Source organism: Arthrobacter sp. S2(2024), assembly GCF_036662515.1.
GTDB lineage: Bacteria > Actinomycetota > Actinomycetes > Actinomycetales > Micrococcaceae > Arthrobacter.
The window spans coordinates 72,894-90,035 of sequence record NZ_JAYKZI010000014.1 but is presented as its reverse complement, the minus strand read 5'-3'; the positions used below and the strand labels follow the sequence as shown (position 1 = coordinate 90,035).

The window sequence follows — 17,142 nt, the reverse complement described above, 5'->3', positions numbered from 1 at the left end:
GGAAACCAAGACAGTGTCGTAATGGGCCCCAAAGGCATTCGCATGATGAAACACATCAGCGGGCCCGGCAACATCGATCATTGTCACGCTGTCATGGATCAAGAACCCGATAGCCCGACTTCGATCACTCACTTCTCACCCTGGTCTTTCCAAAATGTCGTGCGCAGCTCCGATCCGCCTCTTGCGCGTCAAAGCCGCGGAACTGTACGCCGACGGAAACTTTGTTGTTTAGATACTCAAATTATTTCCGTTTTGGTTTCTATGGATTCAATGATTGCTTCGGGGCCGGTTCTTAAATTGTAGGTCTCAAAACCACTGGATTAGCAGCGGATGCGGAACCCCCGTTTCCTTGAGAAATCGATGCTTCCGGAAGGTCACAAGCGATTACTCAGAAAGCTGGTCCCGCCTGGGCACGGCCACGCCGAGACCAATCCTGGTGCATGTCGGCCGCTAATTGCCTTCTCCGCCCTGCTGTTCTTCTCGCGGAAACGCCGGTCGTGTCGCGGGAGGGGACGTGGCGGGGAGCAGTGGTTCTTCTCCCCGCCACGTTGGCACCGGAACCGGTCCTGCGCCCGACTGTCGGGTTATCTGTTGCGATGGATTACAGGGCCGGTGCCCGGTGCGGCTTGGTGGAGGACCCGCGATTCTTGGTTTTTGGAGCTTCGACGGGTCCTTGATGTGTGCATAGCATTGGCGGCTCGTCGACGAATCCATGCCAGCTAAAGGCTGGTGGGCCTCGCGGGTGTGATCAGGTTTGGATCCCGCCTGGCTGGGCGTACCCTCAGTGTGCCAGCACGGGTTCGCTGAGCTGGAGCTTTTCCGCCTCGGTCTGCACGAAGCCTGCCTGGAGCTCGGCACGGAGTTTGTCGGTGTCGAGTGCGTGCTGCCACTTGGCGATGGCGACGCAGGAGACGATGTTGGCGACCGTGCTGGTGAGGGCGCGGGCTTCGCTCATGAAGCGGTCGATGCCGACGATGAGTGCCACGCCGGCAACGGGCAGCGTGGGCATGACCGTCAGAGTGGCGACGAGGGCGACGAAGCCGCTGCCTGTCACGCCCGCGGCACCCTTGGAGGTCAGCAGCATCATTCCGAGCATGAGGAGGATCTGGTCCCAGCCCAGGTGGATGTCGCAGGCCTGGGCGATGAACATCGAGGAGAGCGTGAGATAGACCGCCGTGCCGGTGAGGTTGAAGGAGTAGCCTGTCGGGACGACGAGCCCGACGACTCCGCGGTCGCAGCCGAGGCGCTCGAGCTTGGAGAGCAGGCGGGGAAGGACGGGTTCGCTGGAGGACGTGGCGAGGACGATGAGGAACTCGTCACGGAAGTAGCGCAGGATCCGCCAGAGACTGAAACCGGTGAGCTTCGCCAGGATTCCGAGGACCAGGACCACGAAGACGATGCACGCGGCGTAGAAGGCGAGGATCAGCAGGCCGAGGTTGCCGATCGAATGGGCTCCGTACTTGCCGACCGTGAACGCCATGGCCCCGAACGCCCCGATGGGAGCGACCTTCATGAGGAAGCCGAACACGACGAACAGCAGCTTGTTGAAGCTGTTGACAACGTTGAGGGCCAGCTGGCCGGGTGCGCCGAGCCTGCTGAAGGCGAAGCCGCAAAGCAGTGCGATCACGAGCACGGGCAGGACCTCACCGTCGGCGAAGGCCCCGACGAAGCTGCTGGGGATGATGCTCATGACGAAGTCCACGGGGTTGCCGCTGGGCAGCTGGCTTGTGTACTTCGAGGCAACAGAGGTATCGAGGTGGGCTGGGTTGATGTGCATGCCCGCTCCCGGCTGGAAGAGCATGACCGCGCCCAGGCCGATGGCCAGGGCCACCGCCGTGAGCGCGTAGAACAAGCCCAGCGACCGCAGCAGGGTTGGGCCGACCTTCTTGGTGTCCGTCAGCGAGGTGATGCCGCTGACGATGGTGCAGAACACGATCGGCGCGATCATGAACTTCACGAGCTTCACGAAGCCGTCGCCGAGCGGCTTGAGGGAGGACCCGAGGTCCGGCCACAGCGCGCCCACGAGGATGCCGAGCCCGACGCCGATGAGTACCTGGACATACAAATGTCCGAGGATGGATTTGATCTTCATTGAACAACTTCCTGGGTGAGTGCCCCACCTAATGATGGCAGGGGCGGAATAAAGGGGCTAGGCCGTCAGGGCCACAGGCTGCGCGACGTCGATATCGGCGACGGCGAGATGGCGGGCCGCCCTGTGGAGGGCTACTTCGCTGACGTCCCCGTCGTCGTCCGTGACAACCTCGGTGGTGATGACACCGGCAGGTGTTCCGAGGCGCAGAAGCCTGCGCCCTTGGTGAGTTTCGAACGCCGGGGGCAGCACCTTCGCCACCACCGATCCCGGCAGGGCGGCTGCGAGGGAGACTGCAACGGCGGATGTCAGGCCGATGGCGGGGTGGGGTGCGAGCATCGAGAGCATGCGCACCCGCAGATCATGGGTATCGGCCGCGATCCTCGTTCCGTCGGCCGCAATGTAGTCACCGGGCGCTGCGACGACACCGACTTTCGGCACGGCATTCTGCGGAGGATCTTCAGGCTTCCTCAACCCCATCATCAGGCCTGCCGACGCCCGGGCTGCCACAAGCCTGGGCAGGTGCTCGGACAGGTTGCCGGTCATCACGGACAGATCGATGCCTGCCTCGTCCGCCGGAATCAGCACCGCAGGTGCCCCGGCGTCAATGAGAGTCGCCGTAAGAGTGGACCCAGCGGCCACGATCTGGTCTGCAGCGCTCCCCGTTGGAAGGACGGCTCCCGTGGTCCGCCCCCACGGGGCGTGGAACGAGAGGCTCACGGGAACACCCAGTGCCCTGCTGCCAGGAACACTGGCCAGGCCCGACGCCGGGATGCGGCCGCCGGGGGTCGCGACGGTGCCGCTCAGCACGGCTCCGGTGTTGAGGTTGCGCATCCTGACCCGGGTTGATCCCGACTGGGGAGTAACGATGCCCGACTGGACGGCGTACAGAGCGATCGCGGTGGCGCAGTTGCCGCAATTGGAACCAAGTTCCACCGTCGGGTTCCCGATCCCGACTTGGGCAAAGAGGTAGTCCAGGTCCGCCGGCCCGTCGGGAGTCGCCCGAACGACGGCCGCTTTCGACGTTGTCGAGGTGCCGCCGCCGACGCCGTCGAGCTGGCGGGGATCCGCTGCACCGAAAGCATCTGCCAGGAGGCTGCGGATCTGTTCGCGGCTCCCGGCGTGGAGGGCTACATCTTCGGCGTCGAAAAGCCAGCACTTGCTCGTGCCGCCCCGGTACCAGTGACCGCGGAGTTGCATGGTCCTCTTCCTTTACATGTCGTTCGTGTTGCACCTCACGGCGCCTGCTCCTTCTACGATCCACGCCACGAGAGTTGAGCACAATCACAGGATTCTCGACCACCGTTCACTTTTGCTAAACTCAATGCATGGCCGACCTTGACCTGCACCGACTCCACCTGCTCCGCGAGGTGAGCCGTTCCGGCTCCCTGACGTCCGCCGCGACGGCCTTGTCCTTCACGACCTCAGCCGTCTCCCAGCAGATCGCCAAACTTGAACACGAAGTGGGCGTCGCACTGATCGACCGCCATCCACGGGGCGTCGTGCTCACCGATGCCGGTCAGGCGCTCCTGCGCTACGCGGAAGAAATCGACCGGACAATCGAAGCCGCCCGGGCCGAGATGGGCGAGTTCGCGGGGCTGAGGCGGGGCCAACTGCACATGGGGACGTTCCCCACCGTCGGCGCCTCCCTCATGCCCGACGTCGTGCTAGCCTTCCGGGCCCGCCACCCTGACGTTGCGGTCACGGTGGTTAGTGCCCGTCGCGACGGCCTCCTCGAACGGCTGCGGCGCAGGGACATCGAACTAACGCTGCTCTGGGACTACCCGTGGGAGCGCATCGAGGACGAGGACCTGAACCTCGTCCCGCTCATGAAGGACCCCACCATGCTGCTCGTTCCAAGGGACCACCCCGTCGCCGCACTCCGCTCGGTTCGGATCGACGCGCTCAGCGACCAGCAATGGATCGTCCGCGACGAACACCCCGTGGCCGACGTCCTCCGGCGGGTCTGCCGCGACGCCGGCTTCGAACCGGCCATCGCCTTCGCAGCCAACGACTACCAGGAAACCCAAGGCATGGTCGCCGCCGGTATCGGCATCGCCCTGGCCCCGCGGCTCGCCCTGAGTGCACTCCGCCCCGACATCATCGCCGTTCCGCTCAACGGTTCCCCGACCCGGCGGATCCTCCTCGCCCACCTCGCGAACCGCAGGCTCAGCCCGGCCGGACATCAGGCCGCGTCGGTGTTCCTGTCAACGGCGAAACGTTTGCAAGCCCCCGCACTCGCAGCGGGCAACCCTAGTTCGTGAGTCCCGTGCATCCATAACGCGCAGGTTCTCGCTCCCTGAGCCACCAAACTGAAAGCGTGCATCTGGCAGTTGGCCGGGCTAAGCCGAGATGACCGCCGCCTGGCGCCGTTGGAAGCCGGCTTCACCCCCGGTTCGATCAATAGACACCGGTGCCGCCCTGGTATAGCGGCCAAGGACCGCAATGGGACGCCAGGGAATCGATCCGGATCAGCGGAGACCTGCGGGGAGCGCTATGGGACGTAGGAGAGGAAACCGAGGTAGATCGGTATGTCCGCGCCCGCGTGGAAAAGGGTAGAGGGAATGATGCTGCCCGAGCTGCGGGTGAGATAGCCGCCGATCAGGCCGAGTGGGAAGGCGAACAACACGATGAAGACGAGGCCGGAGGCCGTGTAGGTGACGCCTACGTGCCAGGACGCGAAGACTGCCGCCTGGATAGTCGTCGCCAGGTAGGGACCGAAGGCGATGTTCAGCCTGGACATCAGTAGTCCGCGGAACGTCAGCTCTTCCAGGAACCCGTTGGCGGCCGCCGCGACAAAGAGTGCAGGCGTCAGGCTGAGGTAACGGCCAAAATCGACGGCGCCGTGCACAGGCATGAAACGCGAGTGCGACAGCACTCCGAACGTGAGTACGTAGAAGACGATGAGAGCGGCCATTCCGATCACGTAAGCCCTTCCGAACCGCCCCCAGCGGACGTAGACCGAGGCCAGCGAGCTCCTTGAGATCCAGACCACAAGTAGGACAGCGACGACGGTGAGCATCAGTTCGTCGAGCTCGATGATCACCGTAGCGGGAACCGTCGATGCCAGCGGGTTCCCGGCGACCGGGGGGCTGTGGAGAACCTGGCTTGCAAGGAAGCCCGGAACGTAGCGGTCAGCCAGGATGAACAGGGACATGCCGAAGAATGCCAGGGGTATCTCCCAGTACCTGTGCACAGCGGCATTTCGCCTCGCCAGCAGGGCGATGGCCAGCAAAGCGCCGGTGACGGCCAGACCGCAGACGAGCCGGGTGGCCTCATCCGGGACGTATCCGACCGAGACCGGCAGGAAACCGGCCACGACGCACGCGACTGCGAAGATCGCCTTCTGGCCCGGCATCAGCGGCCCACCCGTCGAGTCAAGCGCGCGTGCCGCTGAGGGCGATGACTCCATGTCCCCTCCTTGCCTCTTCCATTTCCGGCCACCGGGCTGCGACGGTCATGGCCTACCACTTCCGGTTGGAAGGGCGGACTATGGTTTCGTCAACATTGAGCCCTTTGCCCGGGCCCAGATCACCGCGTTCTGGGCGGCGAACGTCACTGCCAGGGCCAGGAGCAGTTCGCCCACCACGAAACCCTGAGAGTGGTTGGCCGCGTAACCGAGGAACGCGAATGGCAACCGGATCACAATGAGTACCGCCCAGGTCACCAGGGTCATTGCCGTGCCCTTGACCATCACCCGGCCGGCATCGGGCCAACCCCGGAACGTCGTCCCCCGCCACAGACCGGCGCCCAATCCAATGACGAGGCCGACAACAAGGAGGACTACCCGGCCCCGGTCTGCAGCGAGCGACTGGCGGGCCAGCTGTTGGAGTCCGAAGAGGCCAAGGACCGCCGGCAGCAGCACGAGCGGGCGAACCCTGAGCGGTTGCGCCATCATCTGCCGATAGAGGACAAAAGCGATGAGAGCCAGGTAAACCACGACATTCACCGCGAGGCCGACAAACTGGTCCGGGGGCATCCGCTCTCACCTCCAGGAGCGTATTACTTACCGTAAGTAGTACGATACCTCCATGCAGGACCCTGTCAAGACCCCGCGAAAACGGCGACCGCGCGGCTCCCTGACCCGGGAGCAAGTGGTCGAAGCCGCGCTGACACTGGCCGACGAGGAAGGTCTCGAGGCGCTCACCATGCCGATGCTGGCCCGCCGCCTCAACTGCGGAGTGATGACCACCTACGGCTATGTGAACGGCAAGGAAGATCTGCTCGATGCCATCGCCCAACGGGGTCTGCGAGACCTCCACCTCCCCCACCCGCTCCCCGATGACGTCGGGGCGATCCTGCATGCCTGGGGACGGGCACTACGCCTGAACCTGATCGAGCACCCGAGCCTACCGATGATCTTCCTCTCCCGGGCGGTGATCGGGCCCGGCTTCCTCCACGGGCTCGAGGCCCTCCTCGGACCGCTGGCCAGGGCCGGGATGCCCCCGGCGCAAGGCGTCCACGCGGTTTACGCCGTCCTCACCTATGCCACAGGTTTTGTGGCCTGGGAAATACCGCGCACACACCGGCAGCAACAAGCGACGTACGCGGCGAGTTGGCGGCGGGAAGTTGCCAAACTGCCTCCAGCCGAGGTTCCATTTCTCGCCGGCATCCTCGATGAGCTCCCAGAGGTCGCCGGCAAGAAGCAGTTCGAGCTCGGGCTGGCCGCCCTGACCGCCGGCCTTGCAATCACCCCCGGCAAGTGACCCCGGCCGCGCCACCCGCCATCTTTGCCTCGGGCCGGTCGCGGCGGCTCAGGCCATTTCATCGAATTCCCTCGATCATGGGGGCTCTTTCGCACTCGTCTTCACCCAGACCGGGGCCGGGCGGCGTCCCGGGTAGCGTTCGCCGCCCTGAGTTCCGCCTCGAGGCGCCGGTTGTCGGCTTCGAGGACCAGGACCATCCGGACGCCGGCCAGGTTCAGCCCCAGCTCCAGCAGCTCACCAATCCGCCGCAATGTCACGAGATCGTTCTCGCTGTACTGACGGGTCCCGCCCAGGGTCCTGCCCGGTTCCAACAAGCCTTTGCGTTCATAGAGGCGCAGGTTCTGTTGCCCCGTTCCCACCAGCTCGGCGGCAACGGAAATCGCGTACACGCCCCTCCCCCGATCGTCGGTCTGTCCCATCGGGCACCTCCAAAATCCGTCGAAAATCAGGCTTGCCCCGACCCCTGCGCAGTGCTATAAGAAATATATACCAGCCACCATAGATCGGCTGGGTTGACAACAAAAAAGCTGCGATCTGCAAGGAGTGACACACCATGCTGATGCGAACGGACCCCTTCCGTGAATTCGACCGGCTCGCCGAACAGGTGCTCGGCACCACAACCCGGCCGGCGGCCATGCCGATGGACGCCTGGCGGGAAGGCGAGGACTTCGTGGTCGCCTTCGATCTGCCCGGAGTCAACGTGGACTCGGTGGACATCGACGTCGAACGCAACGTCCTGACAGTCAAGGCCGAGCGCCCGGACCCCGTCGGCGAGGACACGGAACTGATTGCCTCCGAACGCCCCCGCGGCGTCTTCAGCCGACAGCTCATTCTCGGCGACGCGCTGGACACCGACGGTGTCAAGGCGAACTACGACGCCGGCGTCCTGACCCTGCGCATTCCGGTGGCGGAGAAAGCAAAGCCGCGCCGCATCGAAATCGAAACCACCGGACAACAGCGCCAGGAGATCAACGCCTGAACCCCCGGCGCAGCCTCACGGACCGGGAGCATCACAGCGGCCCACCATGTGAAGTGGGCGGTCGGGTTCACGGACCACGCCACAGCGCGAGCAGCGCACGGATGGATGAGGCCCCGGGGATGACTCCCGCAACGATGGTCCCCGGCCGAACCGGCCGGGGACCATCCACCTCCCACGAGAACACCCCGCATCTAAGACACAGAACACGCCAACGATGAGGAACAACCGCCCCGACCTTTATGGCATCCTGCGTATCGCCCCCACCGCCACGGCCCGCGAGGTAACCCGCTCCTACCGCACCCTCATGCGCGGCCTGCACCCCGACACCCGGGCGGCCCGCGAACACCCCACCGGCCCCGGGCCGACGGAACCGGAGACGAAGACGCAGGAAGAGCTGCAGGAGCTCCGGGACATCATGGCCGCCTACGCCATACTCAGCAACCGGGAAAAGCGGGCGGCTTATGACCGGGAGCACCCGCGTCCAGCCGCGAACGCCAAGCCGCAGCGGCCCGACGCCGCCTCCGTGCGGATCCCAGGGCAGTTGCTTCCCGCCGCGTCGCTGCTGATCGGACCGGTCATCTGGGAGCCGCCCTCCGGACGGTACCCGGGAATGCCGGCCCGGGAACCGTCATATCCGCCAACCGGCTACACGCTGATCCGATGGATCCGACGTTGAGAGCCGGAAATCCACGCAATCCCAAGGAGCTTCCATGAGTGCCTGGCGACCCTACGACAACCAGTTGCTGCCCGCCTTCTACGAACGCTTCGAAAAGCGGTGGGGCAAAGGAACAGCGCCGTTCCTGGACCCGGAAACCCACGAACAACCCACGCCACGGGCCCAATGGATCAACCCGGACACCGGTGCCGCGGTCGCGGTCGTCCCCATCTGGACCGAGGATCCCCAGCACCGTTCCTTCGGGGTCTTCTACCTTCCCCCGTCCGGTGACATCTGGGTCCTGCGGCCCGGCTACACGAACTACCTCGAAACAGACCCCAAAAACCCCGGGCAAGTCACCCTCCGCAACGACGCATTCAGAAAAGCCGTCGCCCACGCCAAGGAATTCATCTACGGAATCCAACCCTAAACTCCCAGGAGCACAGAATGACCCCTTCACAGATCAGCCAGTTCCTTCGGGACTGCATTGTTAACGACGCGAGCGATTCAGGGATCAACGCCGACGCGTTCTATGGGCTTTACGTCAGCTGGTGTTCCTTGAACCGGAGAGTCCCCGTGCCCGACCAGGCTTTCCGCACCGCGCTCCGCCTCGCGGGCATTCGCCCGGAAAAGACCGGAAAGGGCTGGATGTTCCCGAGCCTGCGCATGACCGGACCAGCAGCAACCGACTACATCCTCAACAGCAGCGCCCAAACCCCGGCGGACCCAACGTAGAGCGGGCGGTCACCGTCCGGCCGGACGCCATGACGCGGCCGGGCCCTGTTTCCGGCTGGCGTCCGGCGCCCACACCGCTCCACGTCGTCAAAAAGATCTGTGCCCTGCTGCTTCCCGGCAAACGGCCCACGGATGATGGACCGGGGTCAAGGTAACGCGCCAATGCCTGGTCACCCTGCGCCGGGCACTGGCGCAGCGAAACAATCGCCGAACGCCACCCGGCCCCGCATCAGGGGCCGGGCGAAGCGGGTCAGCTCCACGACGTCGTAATCCTCCAAGGGCGCCTCGAACACGCCGAACTCGGACTCCAGCGGCAGCGCGCTCTTGACCTCGCCCGGCGGGGCGGTTATCAGGACGCCGGCGGGAAATCTACCATCGGGGTACGTGCCGGCGTCACCGATCGGGTGTCCCCGGTGTGTCGCAGGTCCTGGTGGTGATCCCAACTGATTCGGCTTCGCCGGGTCAGCGGGAGAAATACCAGTGGTATGTTGATGAACGCACTCCCCGCACACGGGCGCCGCAGGGGGCAAGGGGCATGCTGTTCGCCGCGGATCTGATCGGTACCAGCGACGAGATCGCCGAGCAGCTATACGCACACGCAGGATTCCAGGAAGGCGACGAGGTGGCGTTTGCGCTGCCCTTCAGCTTCGACCACGAGGATTACATCCAGATCCTCACCGACATCGCCAGCAAACTCGGTCCAGCCCTGGGATGGACTCTAGCGGAAGTCCGGCGCGACCCGCAGTAGGCGTCACGGCCTTCGATCGAGCACACGTTGGGCATTCCTGGGCGGCTGTGCGCTGCCGAGTCGCGGTGCTCCCAGTTGTCAGAGCGGTCCCACGAGCTCGCGGACTGGCCCACTCAAGCTCAACTGTGCGGTAGCCTTTCGTCCCATGGTCGATGCGAAGCGGTTCCGAGTACTCCTTGAGGAGGAACGTGACCGCAAGGTTGCGCTCTTGAAAGCCCTCCTTGGGGACATCACTTCGGTAAACGTCGCCAGGCAGGACGCGAACGTCGACGACGAACACGATCCGGAAGGGAGCACGATCGCTTTCGAACTTTCCCAGGCTTCCGCACTCATGGAGCAGAGCCGGGTGGGCCTGGAACAGATCGAGGCCGCTTTGCTGCGGATTGCCAACGGGAGTTACGGACTGTGCGCCGTGTGCGGCAAGCCCATCGCGGAGGGTCGCCTGGAGGCAAGGCCTTGGACACCGTATTGCATAGAGCACGCATCCGGTCAAAGCTAAGCCAAGGCGAATACCCCTCCCGCCACTCGTTGCCAACGAGGCACGACCCGGCGTGAGGCCCGGCTGAAGCATCCCGCTGTCGACGACGCCGGTAAAGCCTGGAAGGCAATCACAGCTGCGACCTCGCCGGCATCCCCGGCCGACCCAACGGCACCCCGGACGCTCAATGGATATGGGGTCCTTGTCGCTGTTGCCCGTCATCGGCGTCGAAATTTCACCCGGAGCAACGCTGTTGGTAGCGCGCGTGCGCAACGGACTGTGGAAGCACTAGCGCCGCCAGCGGACTATCGCTTCTGCCTCCTCGGATGGCCTGTTCCCTGTCCACAGCCGGGGACCAATTTCCCCGCGGCTCAAAGGAGAGGTAGCGAGGCTGCGGGTCCGTGGATACGAGCCACGGGTACCGGGGGTGGCTGCATCACCCTGGACACCAACCACATCGGCGTGACGGGATGAGAAAGCCGAGACAAACACGGCGAGTATTGGTCCGGCCTGATCCTGGACCCCGGACAGGACGGACCCGTGCACTTCCAAATCGAAATTCGACGGGTCCACCTTCCGAGCTGCCGCCTCGCTCGACGGGAAAGATGGACCCGGCTCGGTGCCTACTGGATATCAGCTTCATCAGCGACGACCCATGCCGGGCTCTTGCGTTTCACTGGAGCTCTCGCTGGGATTACCGCAAAAGGATCTGGCGGCGCGCTCCTGGAGCGCCGACTTTGAGAGCGTGACCAATCGTGGCCAATGCCCCGGACTCTCAGCTGTGGCTTCCGTCGCAGTGCAGGAACATGAAGAGCATTAGCGTCGTTGAAGGTCTCGATTCTTGGCCTGAATGAGCGCACACAAATGGACGGCGGTGCGTGGAACTGACAGCCCGAGATCGGGCGATGGCCGCTCAGGAATAGGCGACGGTGTGCCGACGTCGCCGAGGGCCTGCCAGACGCGTCTGCAACTCTTCAGCGGTAGGCGGGTTGGCGCCTGGACGGCTCACTGTGATTGCGGCGGCCATCGACGCGGTCTGCCCAATGGCTTCGAGCCCGGGCGGCGTAAACGCCTCGTCGCCCCGGGTCAGCAGTTCAAAGATGAGTGCGGCCATGTAGGCGTCGCCTGCCCCGATGGTGTCGGCAACCTTGGTCTTCACGGATGGGATGCTGAACCGGGCATCGGGTGTGGCCAGCAGGGCACCCTCTGCGCCCTTGGTGATGACGGCCAGGCGCGCGCCCTGTTCCAGTAAATGGGAGAGGACCTCGTCCGGGGAGAATGCGGGGTACAGCCAGTGTGCATCTTCGTCGCTGAGTTTCACGACGTCCGTGAGCGGGAGCAGGTCCTCGAAGACTGACTGCGCCTCGGAGTGACTGCCGAGGAGAGCCGGGCGGATGTTGGGGTCGTAGGTGACCAGGCATGATTGGTGGCATTGCTCGAGGAGGGTGCGGACTGTGGCGGCTCCTGGCGCGAGAAACGTGGCGATCGAGCCCGTGTGGAGAACTTTCGGGATCATGGCCGGCGCCACAGGTGCCAGCTGCCAGGCGATGTCGAACTCGTAGCTGGCGGAGCCATCGGCCGCCAAGGTGGCGGTGGCGGTTGCTGTCCGTTCAAGGGAAATGGATCCGGGAAGAAGCCGGACGCCTGCGCTGTGGAGGTGGTTGGTGATGGCGGTGCCGTGTTCGTCGTCGCCGATCGCTGTGAGCAGCCCGGTCGGGATGCCGAGCCGGCCAAGGCCGTAGGCGACATTTGCCGGGGACCCCCCTGGATAGCTGATGGATCCTTCGGGGCCGTTGACGACGTCGATCAGGGCTTCGCCGATAACGATGACGTCCATCTGGTCGTGGGCGGGGGCGGCCGGTTGGAGCTTGTGCATCGTGGTTCTTTCTTCGGATTGCCGTTGGTGGGAGCCCCGGGATGGATCCGTCCACGGACCTGTTGGCAGGTCCGCGGACGGAGAAGGGGCCCCGAGGGAGCGGGAAGCGCCGATCGGCCCTGTCAGGCCTTGGCTGCGCCGGTCATGATCGCGACGGCGTCGGTCATGCTGTGGGACTGCGGGGTGATGGTGGCCGCGCACTTGCCCAGGCGCTGGATGTGGATCCGGTCTGCCACATCGAACACGTGTGGCATGTTGTGGCTGATCAGGATGACCGGAAGGCCGCGGTCGCGCAGGTCGCGGACGAGCTGGAGGACCTGGTTTGATTCGCGGACGCCCAGGGCGGCGGTCGGTTCGTCAAGGACGACGACCTTGGAGCCGAAGGCAGCCGCGCGGGCAACGGCGACGGCCTGGCGCTGGCCGCCGGAGAGGTTCTCGACCGGCACTGTGACGTCTTGCAGGGTGGAGATGCCCAGGCGTGTCAGTTCTTCCTTGGCTTTCCTGCGCATGCCTTTGGTATCGAGCATCCGGAACACGCTTCCCAGTAGGCCGGGGAGGCGCTCTTCACGGCCGAGGAACAGGTTCGAGGCGACATCAAGTGCCGGGGAGACAGCCAGGTTCTGGTAGACGGTTTCGATGCCGTGGACCCGGGCGTCCTGCGGGCGTTTGAAGTGCACCTGCTGTCCGGAGACATAGAGTTCCCCGGTGTCGGGGATTTCGGCGCCAGTCAGGCATTTGATGAGCGTGGACTTGCCGGCGCCGTTGTCGCCGATGACGGCCAGGACTTCGCCCGGGTACAGGTCCAGGCTGACACCGTCGAGTCCAACGACGCGGCCGAAGGTCTTGACGAGGTTCCTGGCTTTGAGGATGGGTTCGCGGGTGGCGGTGTGGGAGGCTGAAAATTCTGTCATGGTCATGACTTGACCTTTCGGATCCACTGGTCGATAGACACGGCAACGATGATCAGGATGCCGACGGCGAGAGTCTGGTAGAGGACGTCCAGGCCTGCGAGTGAGAGGCCGTTGCGGAAGATGCCGACGATCAATGCGCCAAGCAGTGAACCCCAGATGGAGCCACGTCCGCCGAAGAGGCTGGTTCCACCGATCACGACGGCGGTGATGGAGTCCAGGTTCAGATCGACCCCGGCGTTCGGGCTGGCGGCATTGGTGCGGCCGATCTGGATCCAGGCGCCTACGGCAAGAACTGCGCCCGCGGCAAGGTAGACGCTCATGAGGACCCGGCTGACGGGAATACCGGCAAGACGGGCCGCTTCCTTGTCATCGCCGACCGCGTAGACGTGCCGTCCCCAGGCGGTCTTGCCCAGAATGAAGGCGACGACGACGTAGAGCAGGATCATCATCACGACTCCGGTGGAGATGCGGACGGGTCCGATCGGGAACGTGCTTCCCAGCCAGGTGAGCACCGGCGGCATCGCGGATCCGCGCACGGTGCTGCCGCCGGAGTAAAGGAGCGTCAGGGCGACGAAAATGTTCAGCGTTCCGAGGGTGACGATGAACGGCGGGAGCCGGAATCTGGTCACCAGGAAGCCGTTGAGAGCCCCGGCAGCCAGACCGACGGCGAGACCTGCAATGAGGGCGAGCGGCCCGGGGATGCCGTTGCTGACTGCAAGCTGGGCGATCACCATCGAGGACAGGATCATGACCGCCCCGACCGAGAGGTCAATGCCGGCTGTCAGGATGATCAGGGTCTGGGCGATCGCGAGGGTGCCCACCACCGCGACCTGCTGCGTGATGAGCGACAGGTTCTCCACCCGCAGGAAGCGCTCATTGAGGATCCCGAAGACTACCACCGCGATCAGCAGGACAATGGCGGGGCTGAGGGCCGGGTAGCGGTGGAGAATGTTGCGGATTCTGCTGAGAGGGGTCTGGCGGTCGAGGAATTCCTCGGCCAGGTCAGCATGCCCGGCGCTCGGCGGGCCGGCGGTCTGTTGCTGGGTCACTTGAATAGCTCCTGAACTTCAATGTTCTATGACTGTTGTCGTGCTGGGTGTGCTGCGGGGAGACGCCTTGGCACGGCTCCCCGCAGAGGGGAGGCTTTACTTGCCCCAGCAGATCTGGGAAGCAGCCGTGGTGTCGATGCTCTGCAGTCCCGAAACTGCCTTGTCCGTGACGAGTGCGGAGCCGGTGTTGAAGAAGTCCAGGCCCGCGGAGACCGTGGGCTTCTTGCCTGAGGTGGCCAGGTCCTGAATCGCCTGGACACCGAGCTGGGCCATCTTCACCGGGTACTGCTGCGCGGTGGCGCCGATGATGCCGGCCTTGACGTTGTTCACGCCGGTGCATCCGCCGTCGATGGAGACGACCAGCACGCCCTTTTCCTTGCCCGCGGCCTTCAACGCCTCGTAGGCGCCTGCCGCGGCCGGCTCATTGATCGTGTAGACGACGTTGACGTTCGGGTTCTTCGACAGCAGGGTTTCCATCGCGGTCCGGCCGCCGTCCTCGGCGCCCTGGGATGCCTGGTTGCCTACGATCTCGTAGTCTCCGCCCTTACCGCCGGTGTACTTGCCAGTCTTTGCCTCATCGCCGTTCTTGGTCTTGTCGGCGGTGTCGATACCCAGGCCGGTCAGGAACCCCTGGTCGCGGTTGTAGTCAACGGAGACGACCTTGTCGCTGAACAAGTCAACCAAGGCGATGGTGGCCTTCTTGCCGTCGAGCTGCGCTGCAGTCCACTGACCGATCTGCTTGCCCGCGGCGAAGTTGTCCGTCGCGAAGGTGATGTCCACGGCACTCGCCGGGTCCGGCGGGGTGTCCAGGGCGATCACATACAACCCCGCGTCACGGGCCTTCTTGATCGCATCGACGACGGCGGGACCGTTCGGGGTGATCAGGATGCCCTTGTCGCCCTTGGAGATGGCGTTTTCGATGGCCTGGATCTGGGTGTCCTCGTCGCCGTCGGACTTGCCCGCGGCAAGCTTCAGGTCGATGTTTCCGCCCTCTGCTGCCTTCTTCGCACCGTCTTCCATGGCGACGAAGTACGGGTTGGAGGTGGTCTTCACGATCAGCGAGACGCCGATCTTTCCTGCGGCGCCTCCGCTGGACGACGAGCTGGAGGAACTGCCTCCGCAGGCGGTCAAGCTAAGTGCGCCGAGGGTCAGGACTGCGCCGGCGGCAAGAAGGCGGGTCGCGGCCGACCTCGGGGCTTTGGAACTCAACATTGAAACTCCTGTGTTTGTGGCGCCCTTCCGGCGCTAGACAACGATGTCATGTATCATGTAACCAAGCTCACACTGTGGAGTCAAGTGTTAATCGATGATGAGGAGCAGTTCGTTGACAACGGTGTCTAATCGTTACCAATCCGATTCCGGGCGAAGGCCTCCGACGATGAAAAACGTCGCGGATCTCGCTGGAGTTGGCATCAAGACGGTCTCGAGAGTCGTGAACAACGAACCCGGGGTTTCGGAGGAAACACGCCAGCGGGTGCTCAGGGCTTCTGAACAGCTGCAGTATCACCTGGATATCACCGCGGGCAGCCTGAAACGGTCCGGACGCAAAACGCAGTCCATCGGGTTGTTGCTTCCCAGTGTGTCCAACCCCTTCAGCGGGGAGATCCACAGGGCACTGGAAGACGCACTGGCTGAACGGGGAATCGCCGTTTTCGCCTCAAGCCTGGACGACGATCCCGACCGGGAGAAAAAGCTGATTTCCGCTTTCCTGGGCCGTCGGGTGGACGGACTAGTGCTGACCCCGATCGCCAGAAGCCAGGCCTACGTCATCCCGGAACACTCACGGAACCTGCCCATGGTGTTCATCGACCGCGAGCCGGTAGGCATAGAAGCTGACGCGGTCGTCACGGACAACGAGGTGGGCGCCGCGAAGGCGGCCGCACACCTCATCCGCCACGGCCACACCAGACTGGCCTACCTCGGAGACCGCACCGACATCCAGACCGCAACGAAACGCCGCACGGGGTTCCTGGAGGAAATCGGCAGGGCCGGCATTGCAACCTCGACCATCCCGGTGCGCAACGGACTTCACGACGAGGAGACCGCCCTCCGGGCAGCGCTCGAGCTGCTCACCTCGGAGAACCCTCCCACGGCGATCTTCTCGAGCCAGAACCTGGTCACCTTCGGTGCCATGCGCGCGCTGAAGTCCCTCGGGTTGCACCACAGCGTTGCCCTGATCGGATTTGACGACTTCACCCTGGCCGACATGATGGAACCCGGGATCACCGTCATTGCCCAGCACCCTGAGCGCATCGGCAAGACCGCCGCGGAGCGGATCCTTGCCAGAATCGATGGTGACGACGGCGCCCCGAAAACCTACATCGTCCCGTCGGAACTGATCCCCAGGGGATCCGGCGAGATCCTGCCGCTGACCTAGCAGCCAAGACTTCGGAACAACCCGACACCAACCAAGCAAAGGACCCGACATGACCAAAACACTGTATGCGGAATTCACCGTCAGGCCAGGCAGCGAAGCCAGGGTGGCCGAAATGATGGCCGAGCTCACCGTCCACGTCCGCCGGGAGCCCGGGAACGTCATGTTCCTGCCCTACACCCGCGAAACCAACCCGCGGGAATACTTCGTGTTCGAGGTCTACCGTGACCAGGCAGCCTTCGAGGAACACATCAGAGCGGAATACGGCCGGAAATTCAACGCCGAACTCGCCGAGCACATCGAAGAAGACGGCTCCGTCCTGACCTGGCTTCATCCAATGGTTTAGGGCCTGGCCAAGGCCGAAAAGCGCGCAGAGGCAGGAACGAACAGAGCCTGGCTCCTCAGGATGACGGTCAGCTGGCTGCTCTCCTGGCCCGGCATAATTGCCCCGGTACGTGCATGATTCAGGGTCGGACAGCTACGGCGCCCACAACGGTGAAGTTGCGGGCGCCGCGGTCTGATCAATGCGATGGGGCGTCCGG

20 protein-coding genes and 1 pseudogene are annotated in these 17,142 nt (G+C 64.3%); 11 read left to right on the top strand and 10 right to left on the bottom strand.

From position 1 onward, the window contains the following. On the top strand, positions 1–303 hold a 303-nt coding region (locus VLA65_RS19315), incomplete at its 5' end, for a hypothetical protein (RefSeq protein WP_332603427.1). 478 nt (positions 304–781) lie between these two features. On the opposite strand, the gene dctA is transcribed toward VLA65_RS19315, so the two are convergent. Further along, positions 782–2,092: a C4-dicarboxylate transporter DctA gene (gene dctA / locus VLA65_RS19310; RefSeq protein ID WP_306960193.1), complete on the bottom strand. Its 1,311-nt coding sequence runs from the start codon at positions 2,090–2,092 to the stop codon at positions 782–784. Positions 2,093–2,149: 57 nt separating this feature from the next. Further along, complete coding sequence (locus VLA65_RS19305) at positions 2,150–3,289, bottom strand: PrpF domain-containing protein (RefSeq protein WP_306960195.1); 1,140 nt, start codon at positions 3,287–3,289, stop codon at positions 2,150–2,152. 128 nt (positions 3,290–3,417) lie between these two features. Here VLA65_RS19305 and VLA65_RS19300 point away from each other — a divergent pair, with 128 nt between their 5' ends. Further along, positions 3,418–4,353: a LysR family transcriptional regulator gene (locus tag VLA65_RS19300; RefSeq protein WP_307053383.1), complete on the top strand. Its 936-nt coding sequence runs from the start codon at positions 3,418–3,420 to the stop codon at positions 4,351–4,353. Between the two features lie 230 nt (positions 4,354–4,583). Here the strand turns inward: VLA65_RS19300 and VLA65_RS19295 are convergent, their stop codons facing one another. Together VLA65_RS19295 and VLA65_RS19290 are read right to left on the bottom strand one after the other, a co-directional pair. Next, positions 4,584–5,501: a CPBP family intramembrane glutamic endopeptidase gene (locus tag VLA65_RS19295; RefSeq protein ID WP_332603426.1), complete on the bottom strand. Its 918-nt coding sequence runs from the start codon at positions 5,499–5,501 to the stop codon at positions 4,584–4,586. 78 nt (positions 5,502–5,579) lie between these two features. Further along, positions 5,580–6,068 carry a hypothetical protein gene (locus tag VLA65_RS19290; RefSeq protein WP_332603425.1) on the bottom strand — a complete coding sequence of 163 codons (489 nt, stop codon included), beginning with the start codon at positions 6,066–6,068 and terminating at the stop codon, positions 5,580–5,582. A gap of 52 nt (positions 6,069–6,120) precedes the next feature. Here VLA65_RS19290 and VLA65_RS19285 point away from each other — a divergent pair, with 52 nt between their 5' ends. Further along, positions 6,121–6,795 (top strand): TetR/AcrR family transcriptional regulator, encoded by a 675-nt coding sequence (locus VLA65_RS19285; RefSeq protein ID WP_059389019.1) that lies wholly within the window; start codon positions 6,121–6,123, stop codon positions 6,793–6,795. Positions 6,796–6,896: 101 nt separating this feature from the next. Here VLA65_RS19285 and VLA65_RS19280 read toward each other — a convergent pair whose 3' ends face one another. Then, positions 6,897–7,214 carry a MerR family transcriptional regulator gene (locus VLA65_RS19280; RefSeq protein WP_332603424.1) on the bottom strand — a complete coding sequence of 106 codons (318 nt, stop codon included), beginning with the start codon at positions 7,212–7,214 and terminating at the stop codon, positions 6,897–6,899. 134 nt (positions 7,215–7,348) lie between these two features. Here VLA65_RS19280 and VLA65_RS19275 point away from each other — a divergent pair, with 134 nt between their 5' ends. From VLA65_RS19275 to VLA65_RS19260, 4 genes are all read left to right on the top strand, one after another. After that, positions 7,349–7,774: an Hsp20/alpha crystallin family protein gene (locus VLA65_RS19275; RefSeq protein WP_306972485.1), complete on the top strand. Its 426-nt coding sequence runs from the start codon at positions 7,349–7,351 to the stop codon at positions 7,772–7,774. 214 nt (positions 7,775–7,988) lie between these two features. Continuing rightward, positions 7,989–8,450, top strand: a complete 462-nt coding sequence (locus VLA65_RS19270; protein WP_332603423.1) for a J domain-containing protein — start codon at positions 7,989–7,991, stop codon at positions 8,448–8,450. A gap of 34 nt (positions 8,451–8,484) precedes the next feature. Next, positions 8,485–8,859, top strand: a complete 375-nt coding sequence (locus tag VLA65_RS19265; RefSeq protein WP_332603422.1) for a hypothetical protein — start codon at positions 8,485–8,487, stop codon at positions 8,857–8,859. A 17-nt stretch (positions 8,860–8,876) separates the two neighbouring features. Beyond that, positions 8,877–9,164: a hypothetical protein gene (locus VLA65_RS19260; protein ID WP_332603421.1), complete on the top strand. Its 288-nt coding sequence runs from the start codon at positions 8,877–8,879 to the stop codon at positions 9,162–9,164. A gap of 170 nt (positions 9,165–9,334) precedes the next feature. Here VLA65_RS19260 and VLA65_RS19255 read toward each other — a convergent pair whose 3' ends face one another. Then, complete coding sequence (locus VLA65_RS19255) at positions 9,335–9,607, bottom strand: hypothetical protein (RefSeq protein WP_332603420.1); 273 nt, start codon at positions 9,605–9,607, stop codon at positions 9,335–9,337. Here VLA65_RS19255 and VLA65_RS19250 point away from each other — a divergent pair. Then, positions 9,580–9,912 (top strand): annotated as a pseudogene (locus VLA65_RS19250) (LLM class flavin-dependent oxidoreductase); the annotation flags it as partial. The gene VLA65_RS19255 and the pseudogene VLA65_RS19250 overlap by 28 nt on opposite strands. Positions 9,913–10,057: 145 nt before the next feature. Further along, on the top strand, positions 10,058–10,411 hold the full coding sequence (locus tag VLA65_RS19245; protein WP_059389024.1) for a TraR/DksA family transcriptional regulator: 354 nt from the start codon (positions 10,058–10,060) through the stop codon (positions 10,409–10,411). An 892-nt stretch (positions 10,412–11,303) separates the two neighbouring features. Here VLA65_RS19245 and VLA65_RS19240 read toward each other — a convergent pair. The 4 genes from VLA65_RS19240 to VLA65_RS19225 form a co-directional block, all read right to left on the bottom strand. Then, positions 11,304–12,266 carry a carbohydrate kinase family protein gene (locus VLA65_RS19240; RefSeq protein WP_059389025.1) on the bottom strand — a complete coding sequence of 321 codons (963 nt, stop codon included), beginning with the start codon at positions 12,264–12,266 and terminating at the stop codon, positions 11,304–11,306. Between the two features lie 122 nt (positions 12,267–12,388). Further along, on the bottom strand, positions 12,389–13,183 hold the full coding sequence (locus tag VLA65_RS19235; protein ID WP_284984946.1) for an ATP-binding cassette domain-containing protein: 795 nt from the start codon (positions 13,181–13,183) through the stop codon (positions 12,389–12,391). Then, positions 13,180–14,226: an ABC transporter permease gene (locus VLA65_RS19230; RefSeq protein ID WP_234750546.1), complete on the bottom strand. Its 1,047-nt coding sequence runs from the start codon at positions 14,224–14,226 to the stop codon at positions 13,180–13,182. The genes VLA65_RS19235 and VLA65_RS19230 overlap by 4 nt, the downstream gene beginning before the upstream one ends. Before the next feature lie 96 nt (positions 14,227–14,322). Further along, positions 14,323–15,438 (bottom strand): substrate-binding domain-containing protein, encoded by a 1,116-nt coding sequence (locus tag VLA65_RS19225; protein WP_284991720.1) that lies wholly within the window; start codon positions 15,436–15,438, stop codon positions 14,323–14,325. Positions 15,439–15,604: 166 nt separating this feature from the next. On the opposite strand from VLA65_RS19225, the gene VLA65_RS19220 reads away from it, so the two are divergent. Together VLA65_RS19220 and VLA65_RS19215 are read left to right on the top strand one after the other, a co-directional pair. Next, entirely contained in the window at positions 15,605–16,603 is a 999-nt protein-coding gene (locus VLA65_RS19220; RefSeq protein WP_307053379.1) for a LacI family DNA-binding transcriptional regulator, read from the top strand. Between the two features lie 49 nt (positions 16,604–16,652). Continuing rightward, complete coding sequence (locus VLA65_RS19215) at positions 16,653–16,946, top strand: putative quinol monooxygenase (protein ID WP_284991718.1); 294 nt, start codon at positions 16,653–16,655, stop codon at positions 16,944–16,946. Positions 16,947–17,142: the final 196 nt, after the last annotated feature.